10 protein-coding genes and 2 riboswitches are annotated in these 14,914 nt (G+C 52.1%); of the genes, 5 read left to right on the forward strand and 5 right to left on the reverse strand.

The features are described 5' to 3' along the window. The first annotated feature begins 386 nt into the window (after nucleotides 1-386). The 4 genes from CHB92_RS17760 (at nucleotide 387) to CHB92_RS17775 (ending at nucleotide 4,714) form a co-directional block, all read left to right on the forward strand. Entirely contained in the window at nucleotides 387-1,106 is a 720-nt protein-coding gene (locus CHB92_RS17760; RefSeq protein ID WP_089320580.1) for a hypothetical protein, read from the forward strand. Nucleotides 1,107-1,264: 158 nt separating this feature from the next. Further along, a riboswitch (SAM riboswitch) is annotated at nucleotides 1,265-1,368 on the forward strand. 349 nt (nucleotides 1,369-1,717) lie between these two features. After that, nucleotides 1,718-2,437 carry a phosphoadenylyl-sulfate reductase gene (locus tag CHB92_RS17765; protein ID WP_089320581.1) on the forward strand — a complete coding sequence of 240 codons (720 nt, stop codon included), beginning with the start codon at nucleotides 1,718-1,720 and terminating at the stop codon, nucleotides 2,435-2,437. A 91-nt stretch (nucleotides 2,438-2,528) separates the two neighbouring features. Next, nucleotides 2,529-3,437 carry a sulfate adenylyltransferase subunit CysD gene (cysD, locus tag CHB92_RS17770; protein ID WP_089320582.1) on the forward strand — a complete coding sequence of 303 codons (909 nt, stop codon included), beginning with the start codon at nucleotides 2,529-2,531 and terminating at the stop codon, nucleotides 3,435-3,437. Further along, nucleotides 3,437-4,714, forward strand: a complete 1,278-nt coding sequence (locus CHB92_RS17775) for a sulfate adenylyltransferase subunit 1 (protein ID WP_089320583.1) — start codon at nucleotides 3,437-3,439, stop codon at nucleotides 4,712-4,714. Before cysD ends, CHB92_RS17775 begins: the two co-directional genes overlap by 1 nt. 146 nt (nucleotides 4,715-4,860) lie before the next feature. Here the strand turns inward: CHB92_RS17775 and CHB92_RS17780 are convergent, their stop codons facing one another. From CHB92_RS17780 to CHB92_RS17800, 5 genes are all read right to left on the reverse strand, one after another. Next, nucleotides 4,861-5,307, reverse strand: a complete 447-nt coding sequence (locus CHB92_RS17780; protein WP_089320584.1) for an OsmC family protein — start codon at nucleotides 5,305-5,307, stop codon at nucleotides 4,861-4,863. Nucleotides 5,308-5,356: 49 nt separating this feature from the next. Then, complete coding sequence (locus CHB92_RS17785) at nucleotides 5,357-6,523, reverse strand: trans-sulfuration enzyme family protein (RefSeq protein ID WP_089320585.1); 1,167 nt, start codon at nucleotides 6,521-6,523, stop codon at nucleotides 5,357-5,359. A 103-nt stretch (nucleotides 6,524-6,626) separates the two neighbouring features. After that, complete coding sequence (locus tag CHB92_RS26400; protein WP_089320586.1) at nucleotides 6,627-8,171, reverse strand: TSUP family transporter; 1,545 nt, start codon at nucleotides 8,169-8,171, stop codon at nucleotides 6,627-6,629. A gap of 33 nt (nucleotides 8,172-8,204) precedes the next feature. Continuing rightward, the gene (gene cobA / locus CHB92_RS17795) at nucleotides 8,205-9,047 is read right to left on the reverse strand and encodes a uroporphyrinogen-III C-methyltransferase (RefSeq protein ID WP_089320587.1); all 843 of its coding nucleotides are present in this window, start codon (nucleotides 9,045-9,047) and stop codon (nucleotides 8,205-8,207) included. Between the two features lie 96 nt (nucleotides 9,048-9,143). Beyond that, entirely contained in the window at nucleotides 9,144-11,264 is a 2,121-nt protein-coding gene (locus CHB92_RS17800; protein ID WP_089320588.1) for a HEPN domain-containing protein, read from the reverse strand. A 526-nt stretch (nucleotides 11,265-11,790) separates the two neighbouring features. Then, nucleotides 11,791-11,892: riboswitch (SAM riboswitch) on the reverse strand. Nucleotides 11,893-12,361: 469 nt separating this feature from the next. Between CHB92_RS17800 and CHB92_RS17805 the strand changes: the two genes are divergently transcribed. Then, the gene (locus CHB92_RS17805) at nucleotides 12,362-14,854 is read left to right on the forward strand and encodes a TonB-dependent receptor domain-containing protein (RefSeq protein WP_089320589.1); all 2,493 of its coding nucleotides are present in this window, start codon (nucleotides 12,362-12,364) and stop codon (nucleotides 14,852-14,854) included. Nucleotides 14,855-14,914: the final 60 nt, after the last annotated feature.

Below are 14,914 nucleotides of genomic sequence, written 5' to 3' on the forward strand. Positions count from 1 at the left end.
GTAGGTTGTGCCTTTCCTGTTTGCTGATGCCAGAAGAAAAAAGCAACAGGGCAGACTTGTACAATTTTTCGTGCCCGAATATAAGCTATTATGTAAGTAATCACAACACCTATCTCAGCGTTCAGGCAAAGGAACAGCAAGGCCTGTAAAGGTATATACGGAAAGATTTCTAACCGTTATACACCATACACTCCCCGAACTGCCCCAACAAATAAACGCCAAAGGGCCCATAAAAAGTCTGTCTACTCCTTATACACCTTTTGTTATTTCCTCGTTTACCCTACAAAACCAGTGCATTTCTCGTAAAACGCCAAGTGCACCTGTACTGTAAGTACATCTTCGAAAGACAGATAACGTTTTATTTTCACCATTCAAGCTGAAGGCATATGAACACCCTACCTGTCAATTGGCTAACTGAGGGACTCATCGACTTTGAGTACAAGAAGTATTTGCTGCTGGCTTACCTGAAGGCAGTAAAAGCTGAGTTCGGGGAACAACGTCTGTACCCTGTCTTCTCAGACCTCATCATGCATTACCGCAACCTGCAACAGGTAAAAGAACACAAGCAGCTGGTGTACGAGCAATTTCCTGAGCGCATCAGCCGGTCGGATTTTGAGAAACTGGAGTTGGTGTATGAGAAAATCGTGGAGGATGATGAGACGATGCAGCAGATAGAGGAAATCATACAGTTTGCCTCTCCCCTCTTCAACCACGCCCTTAAGGAGGGGAAAGAGCTTTATGACTTCGTAGAGCGCCACCTGGAGATCAACCCTGTCGGCATCACCCCTATCTACCACAACGAGGGTTATATCTTTTTAGAGGCTTACCCGGGAAAGGAAACACAGGTGTACCTGTACCACATCACGGTATTTGAGAACACTTACGAGAAGTATAAAGGCATCAACACCAGACACCTCCAGACCATACGGCGAGGCCTGGCCCAGACGCATGAGAGCCTGAAAGTAAGATTATTGCGGGAAAGGCAGGAACTCCCCAATCCGGCGACCTTTGCGGTCGTCTCCCGCGTACCCGTCCCACTGGAACACGCACTCCTGCCCATCGCCAAGCGCTCACTTGTGAAATATGTTACCCGATTGGCTTCCTAGCCTCCGAATTTGGAGGCGAAGGCCATCTTTCTTTAACCTTTTTGCTGCCATCTGGTATAGTTAATTAAGATATTTTTAAATGAGGTTGATACATGTAATCAGAAAAAAGTGTAACTTTACAACCTATAAAAGTATCAGACCTTCAAAGGTCTAACGAGAATTTATAAAGAAGAGGCGAGAGAATAGGCTCCGTGACCCTCTGGCAACCACTTATAAAGGAAGGTGCCAAATCCTATCCCGGCAAAGCGGGAACATATAAATTTCTAATGCAATGCAGACAACAACTCACATATCGCCTTTAGTAATGGGAAGCACACCTGCTTCCTCACGCAACGCTTATGTTACTTCTCTGGCCTACAGCATGTCTTGTTGTTGCTGTTGCTAGCTCTCTAATCGCTGCCTCTTTAGCTTTAGAGCCTGCACCCATTCTGCCGAACCTGGCGACACCTTCTGCCTTTCTTAAACTCCTTCGGCTATCCGTGCTTCCCGCATGTTACCCTATCCCCTTACCCGTACAGGTCTGGGCAAAGTAAAATGCCACCGGTAGCAGAAGCAGCAGAAACAGAAGGCCAACTAAAAATTATATTTTCATTCGCATTAACATACCACACATGAGTCAGCCATCAGCTTTAGAAACAAAAGTGCCGGCGCTGCTTGCCCTGTTAGAGGGGAAAAGCATAGAAGAAGGGCTGCGCCTGCTGACAGAGCAATTTGAGGGAAGCATCGCTTTCTCCTCCAGCCTCGGCATCGAGGACCAGCTCATTACACACTATATTTTTGAGAACAACCTGCCAGTCCGTGTTTTTTCGCTGGATACCGGGCGCCTGTTTAACGAGACCTACACCCTCCTGCATAAGACCAACAACCACTACGGCAAGAAGATCGAGGTATTCTTCCCGAAGCACGAAGCCGTGGAGCAGATGGTGAACGAAAAAGGGACGATGAGTTTTTATAACTCCATCGACGACCGCAAGCAGTGCTGCTACATCCGGAAGGTAGAGCCTTTAAACCGCGCGCTGGAAGGCGTGCAGCTTTGGATTACCGGTATCCGCGCCGATCAGTCGGGTGCCCGCCAGAACCTGCAGCTGCTGGAGTGGGACGCGGAGCGCCAGCTGATCAAGTACAACCCGCTGCTGCACTGGTCTCTGGAGGAGGTAAGCCAAACGGTGAAGGCCCTTCACATCCCATACAACCCGCTACACGACAAAGGCTTTGTCAGCATTGGCTGTGCCCCTTGTACCCGCGCTATCCGCGAGGGCGAGGACTTCCGCGCCGGCCGTTGGTGGTGGGAAGACAATTCTAAAAAAGAGTGCGGGCTGCACGCCAGATAGTTTAGACACAGGACTAGGAGACAAAAGACTTCTTTCTGCTTTTAAACGTCCTTCGTCTTTCAAAAATTAATTCAACATCCTAACATTAAGCATGGACAAGAGATATCTTGATTACCTCGACCAGCTGGAGGCGGAAGCCATCCACATCATGCGCGAGGTAGCAGGGCAATTCCAGAAACCCGCTCTGTTGTTTTCAGGCGGTAAAGATTCTATCACCCTGGTTCGCCTGGCGGAGAAAGCGTTCCGTCCGGGCAAGTTCCCGTTCCCCCTGGTGCACATCGATACAGGCCATAACTTTCCGGAGGCAATCCAATACCGTGATGAGCTGGCGGAGCGCCTGGGCGAGAAGCTGATTGTACGCCACGTAGAAGACACGATCAAAAAGCAAAACCTCTCAGAGGCCAAGGGCCGTTATGCCAGCCGCAATGGCCTGCAGACCTATACCTTGCTGGAGACCATCGAAGAGTTTGGCTTTGACTGCTGCATTGGCGGTGCCCGTCGCGATGAGGAAAAGGCCCGCGCCAAAGAAAGGATCTTCTCGGTAAGAGATGAGTTTGGCCAGTGGGACCCGAAACGCCAGCGCCCGGAGCTATGGAATACTTACAATGGTCGCATTGCCATGGGAGAGAATGTCCGTGCCTTTCCGATCAGCAATTGGACGGAGCTGGATGTGTGGAATTACATCAAGCGCGAGAACATTGCCTTGCCGAACATTTACTATACCCACGAACGTGAGTGCCTGGTGCGCGATGGCAAACTGATGGCCTGGTCTGACTTTATCTACCGTGATCCGGAAGAAGAGATCGTGACCCGTAAAGTGCGTTTCCGCACCGTTGGCGACATGACCTGTACTGCGGCCGTGGAATCTGTGGCCTATGATGTAGATGCGGTCATTGCCGAGATCATCGAGTCAAAAATAAGTGAGCGTGGCGCTACCCGCATCGACGATAAATTATCGGAGACAGCGATGGAAGACCGCAAGAAAGGAGGATACTTTTAATGGATATACTAAGATTTATAACGGCAGGCAGTGTAGACGACGGCAAGAGCACCCTCATCGGCAGGTTGCTGTACGACACCAAGCAAATCTACATCGACCAACTCGAAGCCATTGAAAGCTCTGGCAGAGTAAACGAAGACGGACAGGTAGACCTGTCGCTGCTGACGGACGGCCTGAAGGCAGAGCGCGAGCAGGGCATCACCATCGATGTGGCTTATAAGTACTTTAGCACACCAAAGCGTAAGTTTATTATTGCCGATGCCCCTGGCCATGTGCAGTATACCCGCAACATGGTAACAGGTGCCTCCAACTCTAACCTGTCCATCATTCTGGTCGATGCGCGTAAGGGCGTGCAGGAGCAAACCCGCCGCCACTCCATCATTTCCTCCCTGCTGGGTATCCCCCACCTGGTGATCTGCATCAACAAAATGGACTTAGTTGGTTTTGATGAGACAGTTTACAACCAGATCGTAGAAGACTACAAGCAGTTTGCGAAGAAGCTGAACGCAAAGGACATCACCTTTATTCCAATCAGTGCGCTGAAAGGCGACAATGTGGTAGACCGTTCTGTGCTGATGCCCTGGTACAATGGCCCTAGCCTGTTGGAGCACCTGGAGCAGGTACCTGTTTCCAGCGACTTTAACCTGGAGAACGCCCGCTTCCCGGTGCAGTACGTGATTCGCCCCCATACCCACGAGCACCACGACTACAGAGGCTATGCGGGTAAGGTGATCAGCGGTACTTATCGTAAAGGCGATAAAGTAACGGTGCTGCCTTCCGGTCTGACGTCCACTATCAAGTCGGTAGAGCTAGGCGGTAAAGAGCTGGAGGAGGCCTTTGCCCCGATGTCTGTCGTGCTGCAGTTAGAAGACGATGTAGACATCAGCCGTGGCGATGTGATCGTGAAGGAGGAAGAAAACCTGGAGGTAACCAAGGAGTTTGAAGCACTGGTATGCTGGATGAACAACAAGCCATTAAAACCAGGTGCCAAACTGTTGTTGCGCCATAACTCTACTGAAACGCGCGCCATTGTGCGACAGATACAGTATAAGGTAGATGTAAACGGACTGGACAACATCCTGGACGCAGACCAGGTACAACTGAACGACATCTGCCGGGTACAGCTGAAGACCGCCACGCCGCTGCTGCTCGACAAGTATGAGGACAACCGGGCAAACGGTGGCTTTATCCTGGTAGATGAGACCTCCTTTACAACGGTTGGCGCAGGCATGGTGGCAAGTATCACCCACGAGAGTGAGCTTAACTACATGATCTAAAAGGACAGAAGTATCAGGACAGAGGTCGAAAGACTTCCTGGTCCTGTGCAATAAAGAAAGAGCCACTGCAGAACTCTGCAGTGGCTCTTTCTTTTTATAACGTAAAGAGATTTCGTGCTGCGTGTGATGTAGAACGTGCCACTAGCTTACACTCCCTCGCTTGATGCCTTTTGTTTTCCGGCTGCCACTTCAAAGCTGTGGGTAATAGTAGCCGTTTTATAAAGGATAGCCGCCACTGAACAGTATTTGTCCATCGACAGGTTGACCGCTTTGCCAACTTTCTCTTCCTCCAGCGGACCGCCTACCGTAAAGTGCACATGAATCTGCTTGAACAGGGAAGGCACCTCTCCGGGGACCCGCTCAGCCGTTACCTTGATGTGAAAGGAGTCTATCTGCTGGCGCTGTTTCTTCAGGATCTGTATGATGTCGATGGCGCTGCATCCGCCAAGCCCCATCAGCAGCAACTCCATAGGGCGTGCCCCTGCATTGTGCCCCCCAATTTCCGGGGAACCGTCTATATGTACCTCTACTCCGGATGCCCCTGCTCCGGTGAAGTGGAAATCCTCATCTACGCGTGTTAAATTAACTTCCATTAATTTCTACTGTATGTTCTTGTCCAAAAAATAAGATTGAGAAACAGGCTTAAACTTTCGCCAAAGCCTGCTCCACGTCCTCGATAATATCCTGTACGCTTTCTAAACCGACAGAAACCCGGATCAGCCCGGCAGCGATGCCTGTCGCTGCCTTTTCTTCGTCTGATAGTTTAGAATGGGTGGTCGAAGCCGGATGCGTCACAATTGTTCGGGTATCACCCAGGTTAGAGGTGATGGAGGCTATCTGCAGGGCGTCTATAAATCGTTTTGCCGCATCGTATCCTCCTTTCACCACGAAAGTGACGATTCCGCCCCCCTGGCTCATCTGCTTTTTGGCCAGCTCATACTGCGGGAAGGACGGCAGGAAAGGATAACTCACGACTTCCAAAGCCGGGTTATTTTCCAGCGCCTGTGCAAGCTTCAACGCATTTTCACAGTGCTTGTTTATCCGTAAGGACAGGGTCTCCAGGCTCTTGGACAGGACCCAGGCATTGAACGGCGACATAGCCGGCCCGGTGTGGCGCGAGAAGAAGCGGATTTCTTTGATAAGCTCCGCTTTGCCAACCACTAAGCCCCCCAAAACGCGGCCCTGCCCGTCGATATACTTGGTGGCAGAGTGCACCACCAGATCGGTTCCATAGTCAGTGGGCGTTTGTAGCAAAGGCGTTGCAAAGCAGTTGTCTACCACCAGAATCAGGTTGTGCTTCTGCTTCAGTTCTCCGAGCCACTCCAGGTCAATCAGCTCCAGGCCGGGGTTAGAAGGCGTCTCTACCACAATCATTTTGGTCTGCGGCGTGATCAGGCTTTCCCATTCCTCCGGCTTGCCCGCATCCGCGTAGGAATGGGTGATGCCCCAGCGGGGCAGGATGCTCGTGAGCAGCTGGTGCGTAGACCCAAACACGGCCCTGCTGGCCAACACGTGGTCACCTGATTTTAGCAGGGCCGCCATGCTGGTGAACACGGCCGACATGCCGGTGGCAAAGGCAAAGCCGTCTTCGGCCTTCTCTAAGTAGCACATTTTCTCCACCAGTTCATCCACGTTGGGATTGGAGAAGCGGGAATAAATGTTCCCTTCCTCTTCGTCGGCAAACACCGCGCGCGCCTGCTCGGCACTCTCATACGTGAAGCTGGAAGTAAGGTAGAGCGGTACAGAATGCTCCCGGTTGTGGCTGCGCTTGGCCTGTATCCGGATCGCTTTTGTTTCTTTATCAGACATGTAACTGTATTACTGCTTATAGTTTATGCACTAAAACAAGAGGTACCGTTTATAGAGCACCTCTTGTTACTCGGTTTGTTAATGGTACTAAAAATCCGTCGTCTTAAAAAGGAAGCGCCATAAAAATCAGTCGCAGGCTGACAATAATGACAACGATCCCGACAATGATCATCATGGTTTTAACCGGTAGCCTCCTGGCCAGCATCGCTCCCAGCGGTGCCGAAATGGTACCTCCTAAGATCAGGCCTACTATGATCTGCCAATGCGTAATCCCGATTAAGGAAATAAAGGCAGCAGAGCTGGCAAAAGACACAAAGAACTCGGCCAGGTTCACTGAGCCAATGGTGTACATGGGATGCCGGCCTTTGGCAATAAGGGTGGAAGAAACGATAGGCCCCCAGCCGCCGCCGCCAATAGCATCCATAAATCCACCGATGGCGCCCAGCATGCCCAGCCTTTTCACAGGCTTCTTTTGCACATGCTTCTTCAGCACTTTCCGAATGATCAGAATACCCAGGAACAGGGTATAGCTTGCCACGACCGGCTTGATCAGGTACAGGTACTCCTCTAGTGTATACAGCAGGAAGGCCCCTACAATAGCCCCCAGTACTCCCGGAAACACAATTGTCTTAAACAGTTTGCTGTTCACGTTGCCAAACTTCAGGTGCATCCAGCCAGACACCCCCGAGGTAAAGATCTCGGAGGCATGCACGCTGGCACTCGCCGCCACCGGCGACACGCCGAAGCTAAGCAGGAAGGTGGTGGCACTCACGCCGTACGCCATCCCTAAGGCACCGTCAATCAACTGCGCCACAAAGCCAGCCAGGATGAAGATCAATATTTCCTGGTCTATCTGCGCTGCCACATCCATGGCCACCGCCCCGATGGTGCTGAACGGGACGTAGCTGAAAAGCAGGTGGCCTGTTATCATCAGGGAGAGGGCAGCAAAGAGAAGCATCAATACAACCTTCAGGCTGTACTTGCTCTCCTTCTTCTTTCTGGTAGTGGCCGGTGCATTGGCTGGCTCCACCAGCAGCTCCGTTACCTCATTCAGCCGCTTTACCTTGTAAGCGAAGTCGCCTTTCAGTTGTGCCCGTATTTGGGTCAACTTATCGAGCACCTGCTCCATTTCCTCTGGCAAGGCCTCATTCAACACCTGCTTCAGGCGCTTTGCGACTGTTGGCGACTTGCCGTTGGTCGAAATCGCCAGCTTCAGGCTTCCCTTCTGCACAATAGAGCCCAGGTAAAAGTCGCACTGCTGCGGGGTGTCGGCCACGTTGGTTAAAATCTTGCGCGATTTCGCCAGGTCCCGGATGGTTACGTTCAGCACATGGTCGTCCGTCGCCACCAGCACCAGGTCCTGGCCTGCCAGGTCCTCCTCCCGAAACTCACGCGCGATCAGTTCTACCTGCGGGTGCTTCGCCGCCAGTGCCCAGATGTCCACGTGTATCTCCGGGGCTACCAGCACCACACTTGCTTTGGGGCTATTGGCCAGTATTGCAGACAGTTTCTCAAGCCCCACCGCGCCGCCGCCCACTACCAGCGTCTGTAGCTCTTCCAGTTTGAGAAAGACCGGAAACAATGGGTTTGCTTTGGGCTGTACCGCCTCGGCAGAGGAGCTTTCCGTTACGTCTGGCGTTTTATCCATTTAATTTTGTTAAAGCCTCTAAACTACTCATCCTTACACCGTCGCCATTTCCCGGGCCGGTTTCGTTACGCCTACCTCCAGGGCATAGCGCAGGGACGGATGGTAATTCACCACCTCCCCTATTACAATAATAGCCGGGGCACTGACACTATGCGCCTGTACCCGCTCTACAATGTTATTGACATTGCCTAACACCACGCGCTCATCCGGCAAAGAACCGTTTTGAATAACAGCAACTGCCGTATCGGCTTTCCCTACCTCTGCAAAGAGGTCCGCGATCTGTGCAAGCTTGCTTAACCCCATCAGGATAACAACACTAGCTTCGGACTGAGCCGCCAGGTAAAGGTCCTTCGATACCTCACCGGAACGCGTGGTGCCTGTAATTACCCAGAAGCTCTCATTCACGCCTCGTATGGTGAGTGGGATTTGCTGTAGCTCTGGCACAGCAATAGAGCTGGATATACCCGGGACCACGGCTGTGGTAATGTTAAATTTATCGGCGTAAGCTAACTCCTCGTAGCCGCGGCCAAACACAAAAGGATCACCTCCCTTTAAACGCACCACATGGCCATAGGCAAAGGCGGACTCCACGATCAGCTGGTTAATCTCTTCCTGTTTCAGGTGGTGCGCCCCTGCCCGCTTCCCTACAAATATTTTAGGCGTAGCGGCCTCGGCATGTTCCAACAGCTCCGGGTTCACCAGCGCATCATACAGGATTACATCCGCCTGCTGCAGCGCTTTAATTCCCTTCAGGGTGATCAGGTCCGCATCGCCGGGTCCTGCTCCCACCAACGTCAGCCGGGCCTGCTTTTTTGCAGTTGCTTCAGTTGGCGCAAGATAGCCCGCACTGTTTATTTCTCTTCTTCTAGATGCCATTCTGTTCAGTTTCGGCTAATCTAATAATTGCATGACTGCCTGCCAGGCTTCCTCACCCTCCGACAGCCATGCCATTATCACTCTTCATTTAAACTACTACAAGGCCTCAAAGGCTGGCTTTTGGCGTTGCTCTTGCCTGTAGCGGGTGGCTTCCTGCAGAAACACCAGGGCCCTGTTCAGGTAGTCCTTTGCAAAAGCTTCCCCTGGCTCGTTCTGATTTATCTGCAGCACTTCGCTCTTAAAGTCAGGGCTAAAGTTGAAAACACCCTCTGCCACGAAATGTGTGTCAAAGTCATGGATGATGCCGGCGTGTGTGTTACACTTTACATCCTTATCCAGGAGAAGGGCTTTTGCCGTGCTGACATATGAGGCATAGCCATAGTAGATGGCATCGGCGTAGCGCTGTTCCTGCAATGCCTCGGCGGCCCACTCCAGTTTCTCATCAGACTCATACAGCAAGGTCGCTACGAGATCAATCATGACACCGGCGCACTCCCCCACCCCAATGGCTGTCTCGAACTGCTCCTGATGCCCCCAGTCAACGAAATCATCCGCTGTGAGTGTGGTCAGGTCGGCAAGGGGCTTTAGCAGCTGATAAAAGTAGTCTTTCCCGTTTCGGTCGTAGTATTCGTTAAAGCGCTCATTTTCCTGCTTATTGGCCTGGTAATCGTTGATTACCGAGCGTACCACCTCCGGACCACGCTTGCTCGGCACTTTCAGGACTTTCTGCGCGATACGGCCTTCTCCGTTCACCACGGTACCACCGCCTAACAGCACCTGCAGGGCCGGGATAACACTCTTGCCACTCTTTAAAGAGGAACCGTGAAAACCAAGGTTCGCCATGCCATGCTGGCCGCAGGAGTTCATGCAGCCACTCATCTTGATCTTGATGTCTCTGTTAAACAGCAATTCAGGGTACTCCTTAACAATCACCTCCTCAAGCACCTTGGCAGCAGTCACGCTGTTGGAGATTCCCAGGTTACAGGTATCCGTACCGGGGCAGGTGGTAATGTCGGCCACGCTGTTGAAGCCCGGCTCAGCAAGCCCCAGTTCATCTAATCTTGCGAAGAAGTACGGAAGAACCTCTTCCCGCACAAATTTCAGCAACAGGTTCTGGCCCTGCGTTACCCTGATGTCATCTGCGGCGTACCCACGCACCAGGGGCACGAGGGCTCTGGCCGTATCGCTGCTGATATCGCCGGTCAACACTTTGATGTACACGCCGTAGTACCCTTCCTGCTTCTGCTGAAACACATTTGTCTTCAGCCACTTGTTATACTTGTCTGTGTCCTCGATCACAAAGTCAGGGATTTCGCCGGCTGCTGGCAGCGCTGGTCGGAAGTCGGCGTTTTTGTCTACCTCAAAGGCGTGCGACTTCAAGGCTTTATACTCTTCGTTCACGAGGCGCATCACCTCCTCCAGGCCAAGCTTTGCGATCAGGTACTTGAAACGCGCCTTGTTACGGTTGTTCCTCTCGCCATGGCGGTCAAAGATGCGCAACACCCCTTCGATCAACGGAATCACCTTATCCTCTGGCAGGAACTCATACGCGGTATGTGCCAGGGCTGGCTGTGCTCCCAGTCCGCCCCCGATCATCACTTTAAAGCCGCGCACAGTCTGGCCGTTCTCCTCCTTTACCTTCGGGATAAAGCCCAGGTCGTGCATGTAAGACATGGCCGTGTCCGCGTCGCTGGACGAGAAGGACATCTTGAACTTTCGGCCCATGTCCTGGCAAATAGGGTTGCGCAGGAAGTAGCGAAAAGTAGCATCCGCGTAAGGGGACACATCAAAAGGCTCTTCCGGATCGATGCCTGCCTCCGGCGAGGCTGTCACGTTACGCACGGTGTTACCGCAGGCCTCCCGCAAGGTCACGTCATCCTTCTCCAGGTTAGCCCACAGCTCCGGGGTTCTGTCCAGGCTCACGTAGTGTATCTGGATATCCTGGCGCGTGGTCAGGTGCAGGTTACCGGTAGAGTACTCATCGGATATAGCGGCGATCCGGGTAAGTTGCTGGGTCGTCATGCGGCCGAAAGGCAGCTTGATGCGCACCATCTGCACCCCTAACTGACGCTGGCCGTACACGCCACGGGCCAGGCGCAGGCTCTTGAACTTGTCTTCCTGAAGCTTTCCCTCGCGGTATAAGCGGATCTTTTTCTCCAGCTCAATGATATCCTTCTCTACTAAGGGATTTTCTATTTCTGATCTAAAACTTTGCATCGGGTTAGGATTTGTAAGAGGACGGCGGGTATCCGCTGCCGGGTTAAAACTGTTTCCCGTTCTTATTCACCGGGATTTTAATTAAAACTATGCTGTTAATGTATGAGAAGAGCAGCTTCAACAAGGGTAGCAACAGGCCCTTCCTGTAAAAAGTAAAGGAAAAGCAAGAGCGGTACCTGCCTCTGGAACCGGGTAAAAGCTTTTATTCTGTAGCTTGGCTACTACAAGCGGTTTGCATGTAAAAGAGACGGTAGACATGTTTGTGTTACTGTGTACTTTTACCTAACCAGTACATTGGCCTGGTGCGGGTAAGCGTTCCTTAAATAGGGATAAAAAAGCCCTGTAGGGTTAGTCCTCTGCGTGGAAGAGCTACGGGACGACAGGGAAAATAAGCGTGGGTTTCCTTAACAGGAACAACAGCAACAACACATCAGGGAGCGGGATGTGGCAATATTAGTAATGGCAGGGGCAAGCAGTATAGCCTCTTGAGAATGGAAAAAGCCTCTTGTCTTGTTCATTGTTGTGTAATTTATATTTTCCCTTTGTTGGGCAGGACGTGGCACCTTTCTATGCAGATGGTTGCCAGAGGGTCAATGAGCCTGTTCTCTCGCCTCTTCGTCTATAAATTTCTCGCTATGCAGCAATAGTATTTGCGACAAATTTACAAAAGAAAGTTTACTTTATTCTTAAATGCTGCGTTTTTTTTAAAAACCGTTAACAGAAGCCTTCTTCTGCTGCCAACATGAACACCCGGGCGCGGTGTTCCCTCCGCTCTTGTTTTTTTATTCCCTGCCCTGCTTCTCTCTGTTTTCTTCAGGCTTCTGTTCAGTAGCAGACCGGGCAACTTCCTTGCTGTCCCCCTCCCAGAGGCAACCTTTTTCCACAGGCTCTTTATTCCCGACTAAAAAGCCGATTCTGCCTACCAAAGGCTCATCGGTTAGTTCGGGCTATTCATATAGAAATGAGATGTATTAGTATATTCTGTTTTAACAGTTGGAAAAGGCACCCTTACTTTGGATTGTAGAGCCGCAGTAACGTGCCTTCGCGCATACTTTAACACCAACTTCCTGCTCCTACCCATTTTAAAAGAGAGAACTATGAAGAAGAATTTACTTATAATCCTGCTGGGACTGAGCACGACAGCTGTGCTGGCACAAGCTCCGCAGGCCAGGCCGCAGCAGGCACAGACAGCACAGCCGGGTACCCTGGCTCCCAAAGGCAACGCCAGGGTGAGCGGCGTGGTTGTGGATGCCGACACAAAACAACCGATTGAGTTTGCCACAATAGCCCTGATTAACCCAGGCACGGGCAAGCCTATCGATGGCACCATGGCAGACGAGAAAGGACGCTTTACCCTACAGAAAGTAGCGGCAGGTAAATACACGCTTAACGTATCCTTTCTGGGGTACCAGCTCAAGGCAGTAGAAAATGTCGCCGTAACGTCAGACAATGCTGAGGTAAACGTGGGTACTGTGTCTCTGGCCACTGATACAAAGAAACTAAGTGAAGTGGTGATTACCGGAGAAAAGCCGCTGGTGGAAGAGAAAATAGACCGCACGGTTTATAACGCCGAGAAAGACATCACCAACACGGGCGGAAACGCTGCGGACGTACTGCAAAAAGTGCCGGCTCTCTCTGTGGACACGGACGGCAACGTACAGCTGCGCGGCAGCGCTAACGTGCGGGTACTCATCAACAACAAGCCCTCTTCCATCATGGCGGGCAGCGTGGCCGATGCCCTGAAGCAGATCCCGGCGGACATGATCAAGTCGGTAGAAGTGATCACCAGCCCCTCTGCCAAGTACGATGCGGAGGGTACTGCCGGCATCATCAACATCATCACCAAAAAAGACGGGGGCCTGGAGGGCGTTAGCGGCTCCATCAGCGCCACGGGGGGCACCCGCTCCAGCAATGGGAACGGCAGCGTGAATGTGCGCCGCGGCAAATTCGGCGTTAACGCCAGCGCCAGCACCGTGCAGTTTTACAACCATGGCGACATGAGCAATGTTACCATTTCGCCAAAGTACGGGCAGGAGGCTGCCTCCCGCAGAATTCGTGAGCAGTTTGGCGACACCAGGATGCGCGGCGGCTTTATGAACGCGCAACTGGGCTTCGATTACGAGATTACCCCAAAGAACAGTTTGTCTGGCAGCATACGTCGCAACGCCGGCCAGTTTAACATGGAGAACAGCCAGCGCCAACTGGTCACGGAAGGGGGCATGGAGCAGGTGGACGAGTCTTTCCTGACGGATATAAAGAACCGCAACAAACGGCAGGGCACCGACATGAACCTGGACTTTGTGCACACCTTTGAGAAGCCCGGACAGGAGCTGGCGATTCTCTCGCAGTACACGATATCGGATGCGGACACCCGCAACTACCAGGACCGCTACTACCAGGGCGAAGGCCCCTTCTACCTGCAGCGCAACAACAACGACGGTGGCAACAACGAGTTTACTTTCCAGGCGGACTACGTGCACCCCTTTGAGAACAAGACAACCCTCGAAATCGGGGCAAAGTCTATCTTCCGGGATGTGAGCAGTGACGGTATTTACCGGGACGTGTTTGGAGACCGGGAGGAAACCGAGCGGGAGGAGTTTGTGTACAACCAGGACGTGTACGCCTCCTACCTGACGTATGGCTTCGCCATTCAGAAAAAGCTAAACGTGAAGCTCGGTGGCCGCTTTGAGCAAACCGAGATCGGGGCTGACCTGATTACCGCCGGGCAAGCGTTCTCAGACAGTTACAGCAACTTTATCCCGAGTGTGGCCTTCTCCTATACTTTAAAAGAAAAGCACACACTAAAGGCTAACTTTACCCAGCGTATTCAGCGTCCGTCCCTGTTCTTCCTGAATCCTTTTGATCAGGAGCAGGCCCCTGGCACGGTGGTGCGCGGTAACCCGAACCTCGACGCCGAACTTACGAACCTCTATGAGCTGGGCTACAGCACCTTCTTCAAGACCACCTCTATCTCCTCTAGCCTATACATGCGCCAGACAGATAACGCGATTGAGACAGTACCGCAAATGGAGGGCAACACCACCGTGCTCACGTTTGCGAACGTAGCGGTAAACAAGACCTACGGTATCAGCCTGTTCGGATCGGTAAAGCCGGTGAACGCCTGGACAATCGGCGGTAGCTCTAACATCTACTTTGTCGACCTGGAGAGCAGCCAGTATCAAAACAGCGGCTGGATGTACAACATCAACATGAATTCCTCTTATAACTTCGGCAAAGGCTTCAGCGCCCAGTTCAACGGAGGCTTTAACTCCCGCAGGGTGCAATTGCAGGGCAGCTTTGCCGCCTTCTCTTACCACACGCTGGCCTTTAAAAAAGAGCTGTTCGAAGGCAAGGGCGGCATCAGCCTGGGCTTAGACAACCCCTTCCGGGAGTCCATGAAGATGAAGAACGATGTAAACGCAATCGACTACGAGCAACACATCCGCATCAACAACTACAACCGCGGCGCGCGTGTCTCTTTCGATTACCGCTTTGGCAAGATGGAAAAGTCAAAGCCACGTCGTAAACGCAGCATCCGCAACGACGACACCAAGCAGGGCGACGGCAACGGGGCCGGAGGCGTTCAATAATGCCCTAGGAAGCTCACTTTAAAAGCAAAAGGCTTACCAAAGACAGCCGTGAGGCGGACA

Source organism: Pontibacter ummariensis, assembly GCF_900188175.1.
In the GTDB taxonomy this organism is placed as follows: domain Bacteria; phylum Bacteroidota; class Bacteroidia; order Cytophagales; family Hymenobacteraceae; genus Pontibacter; species Pontibacter ummariensis.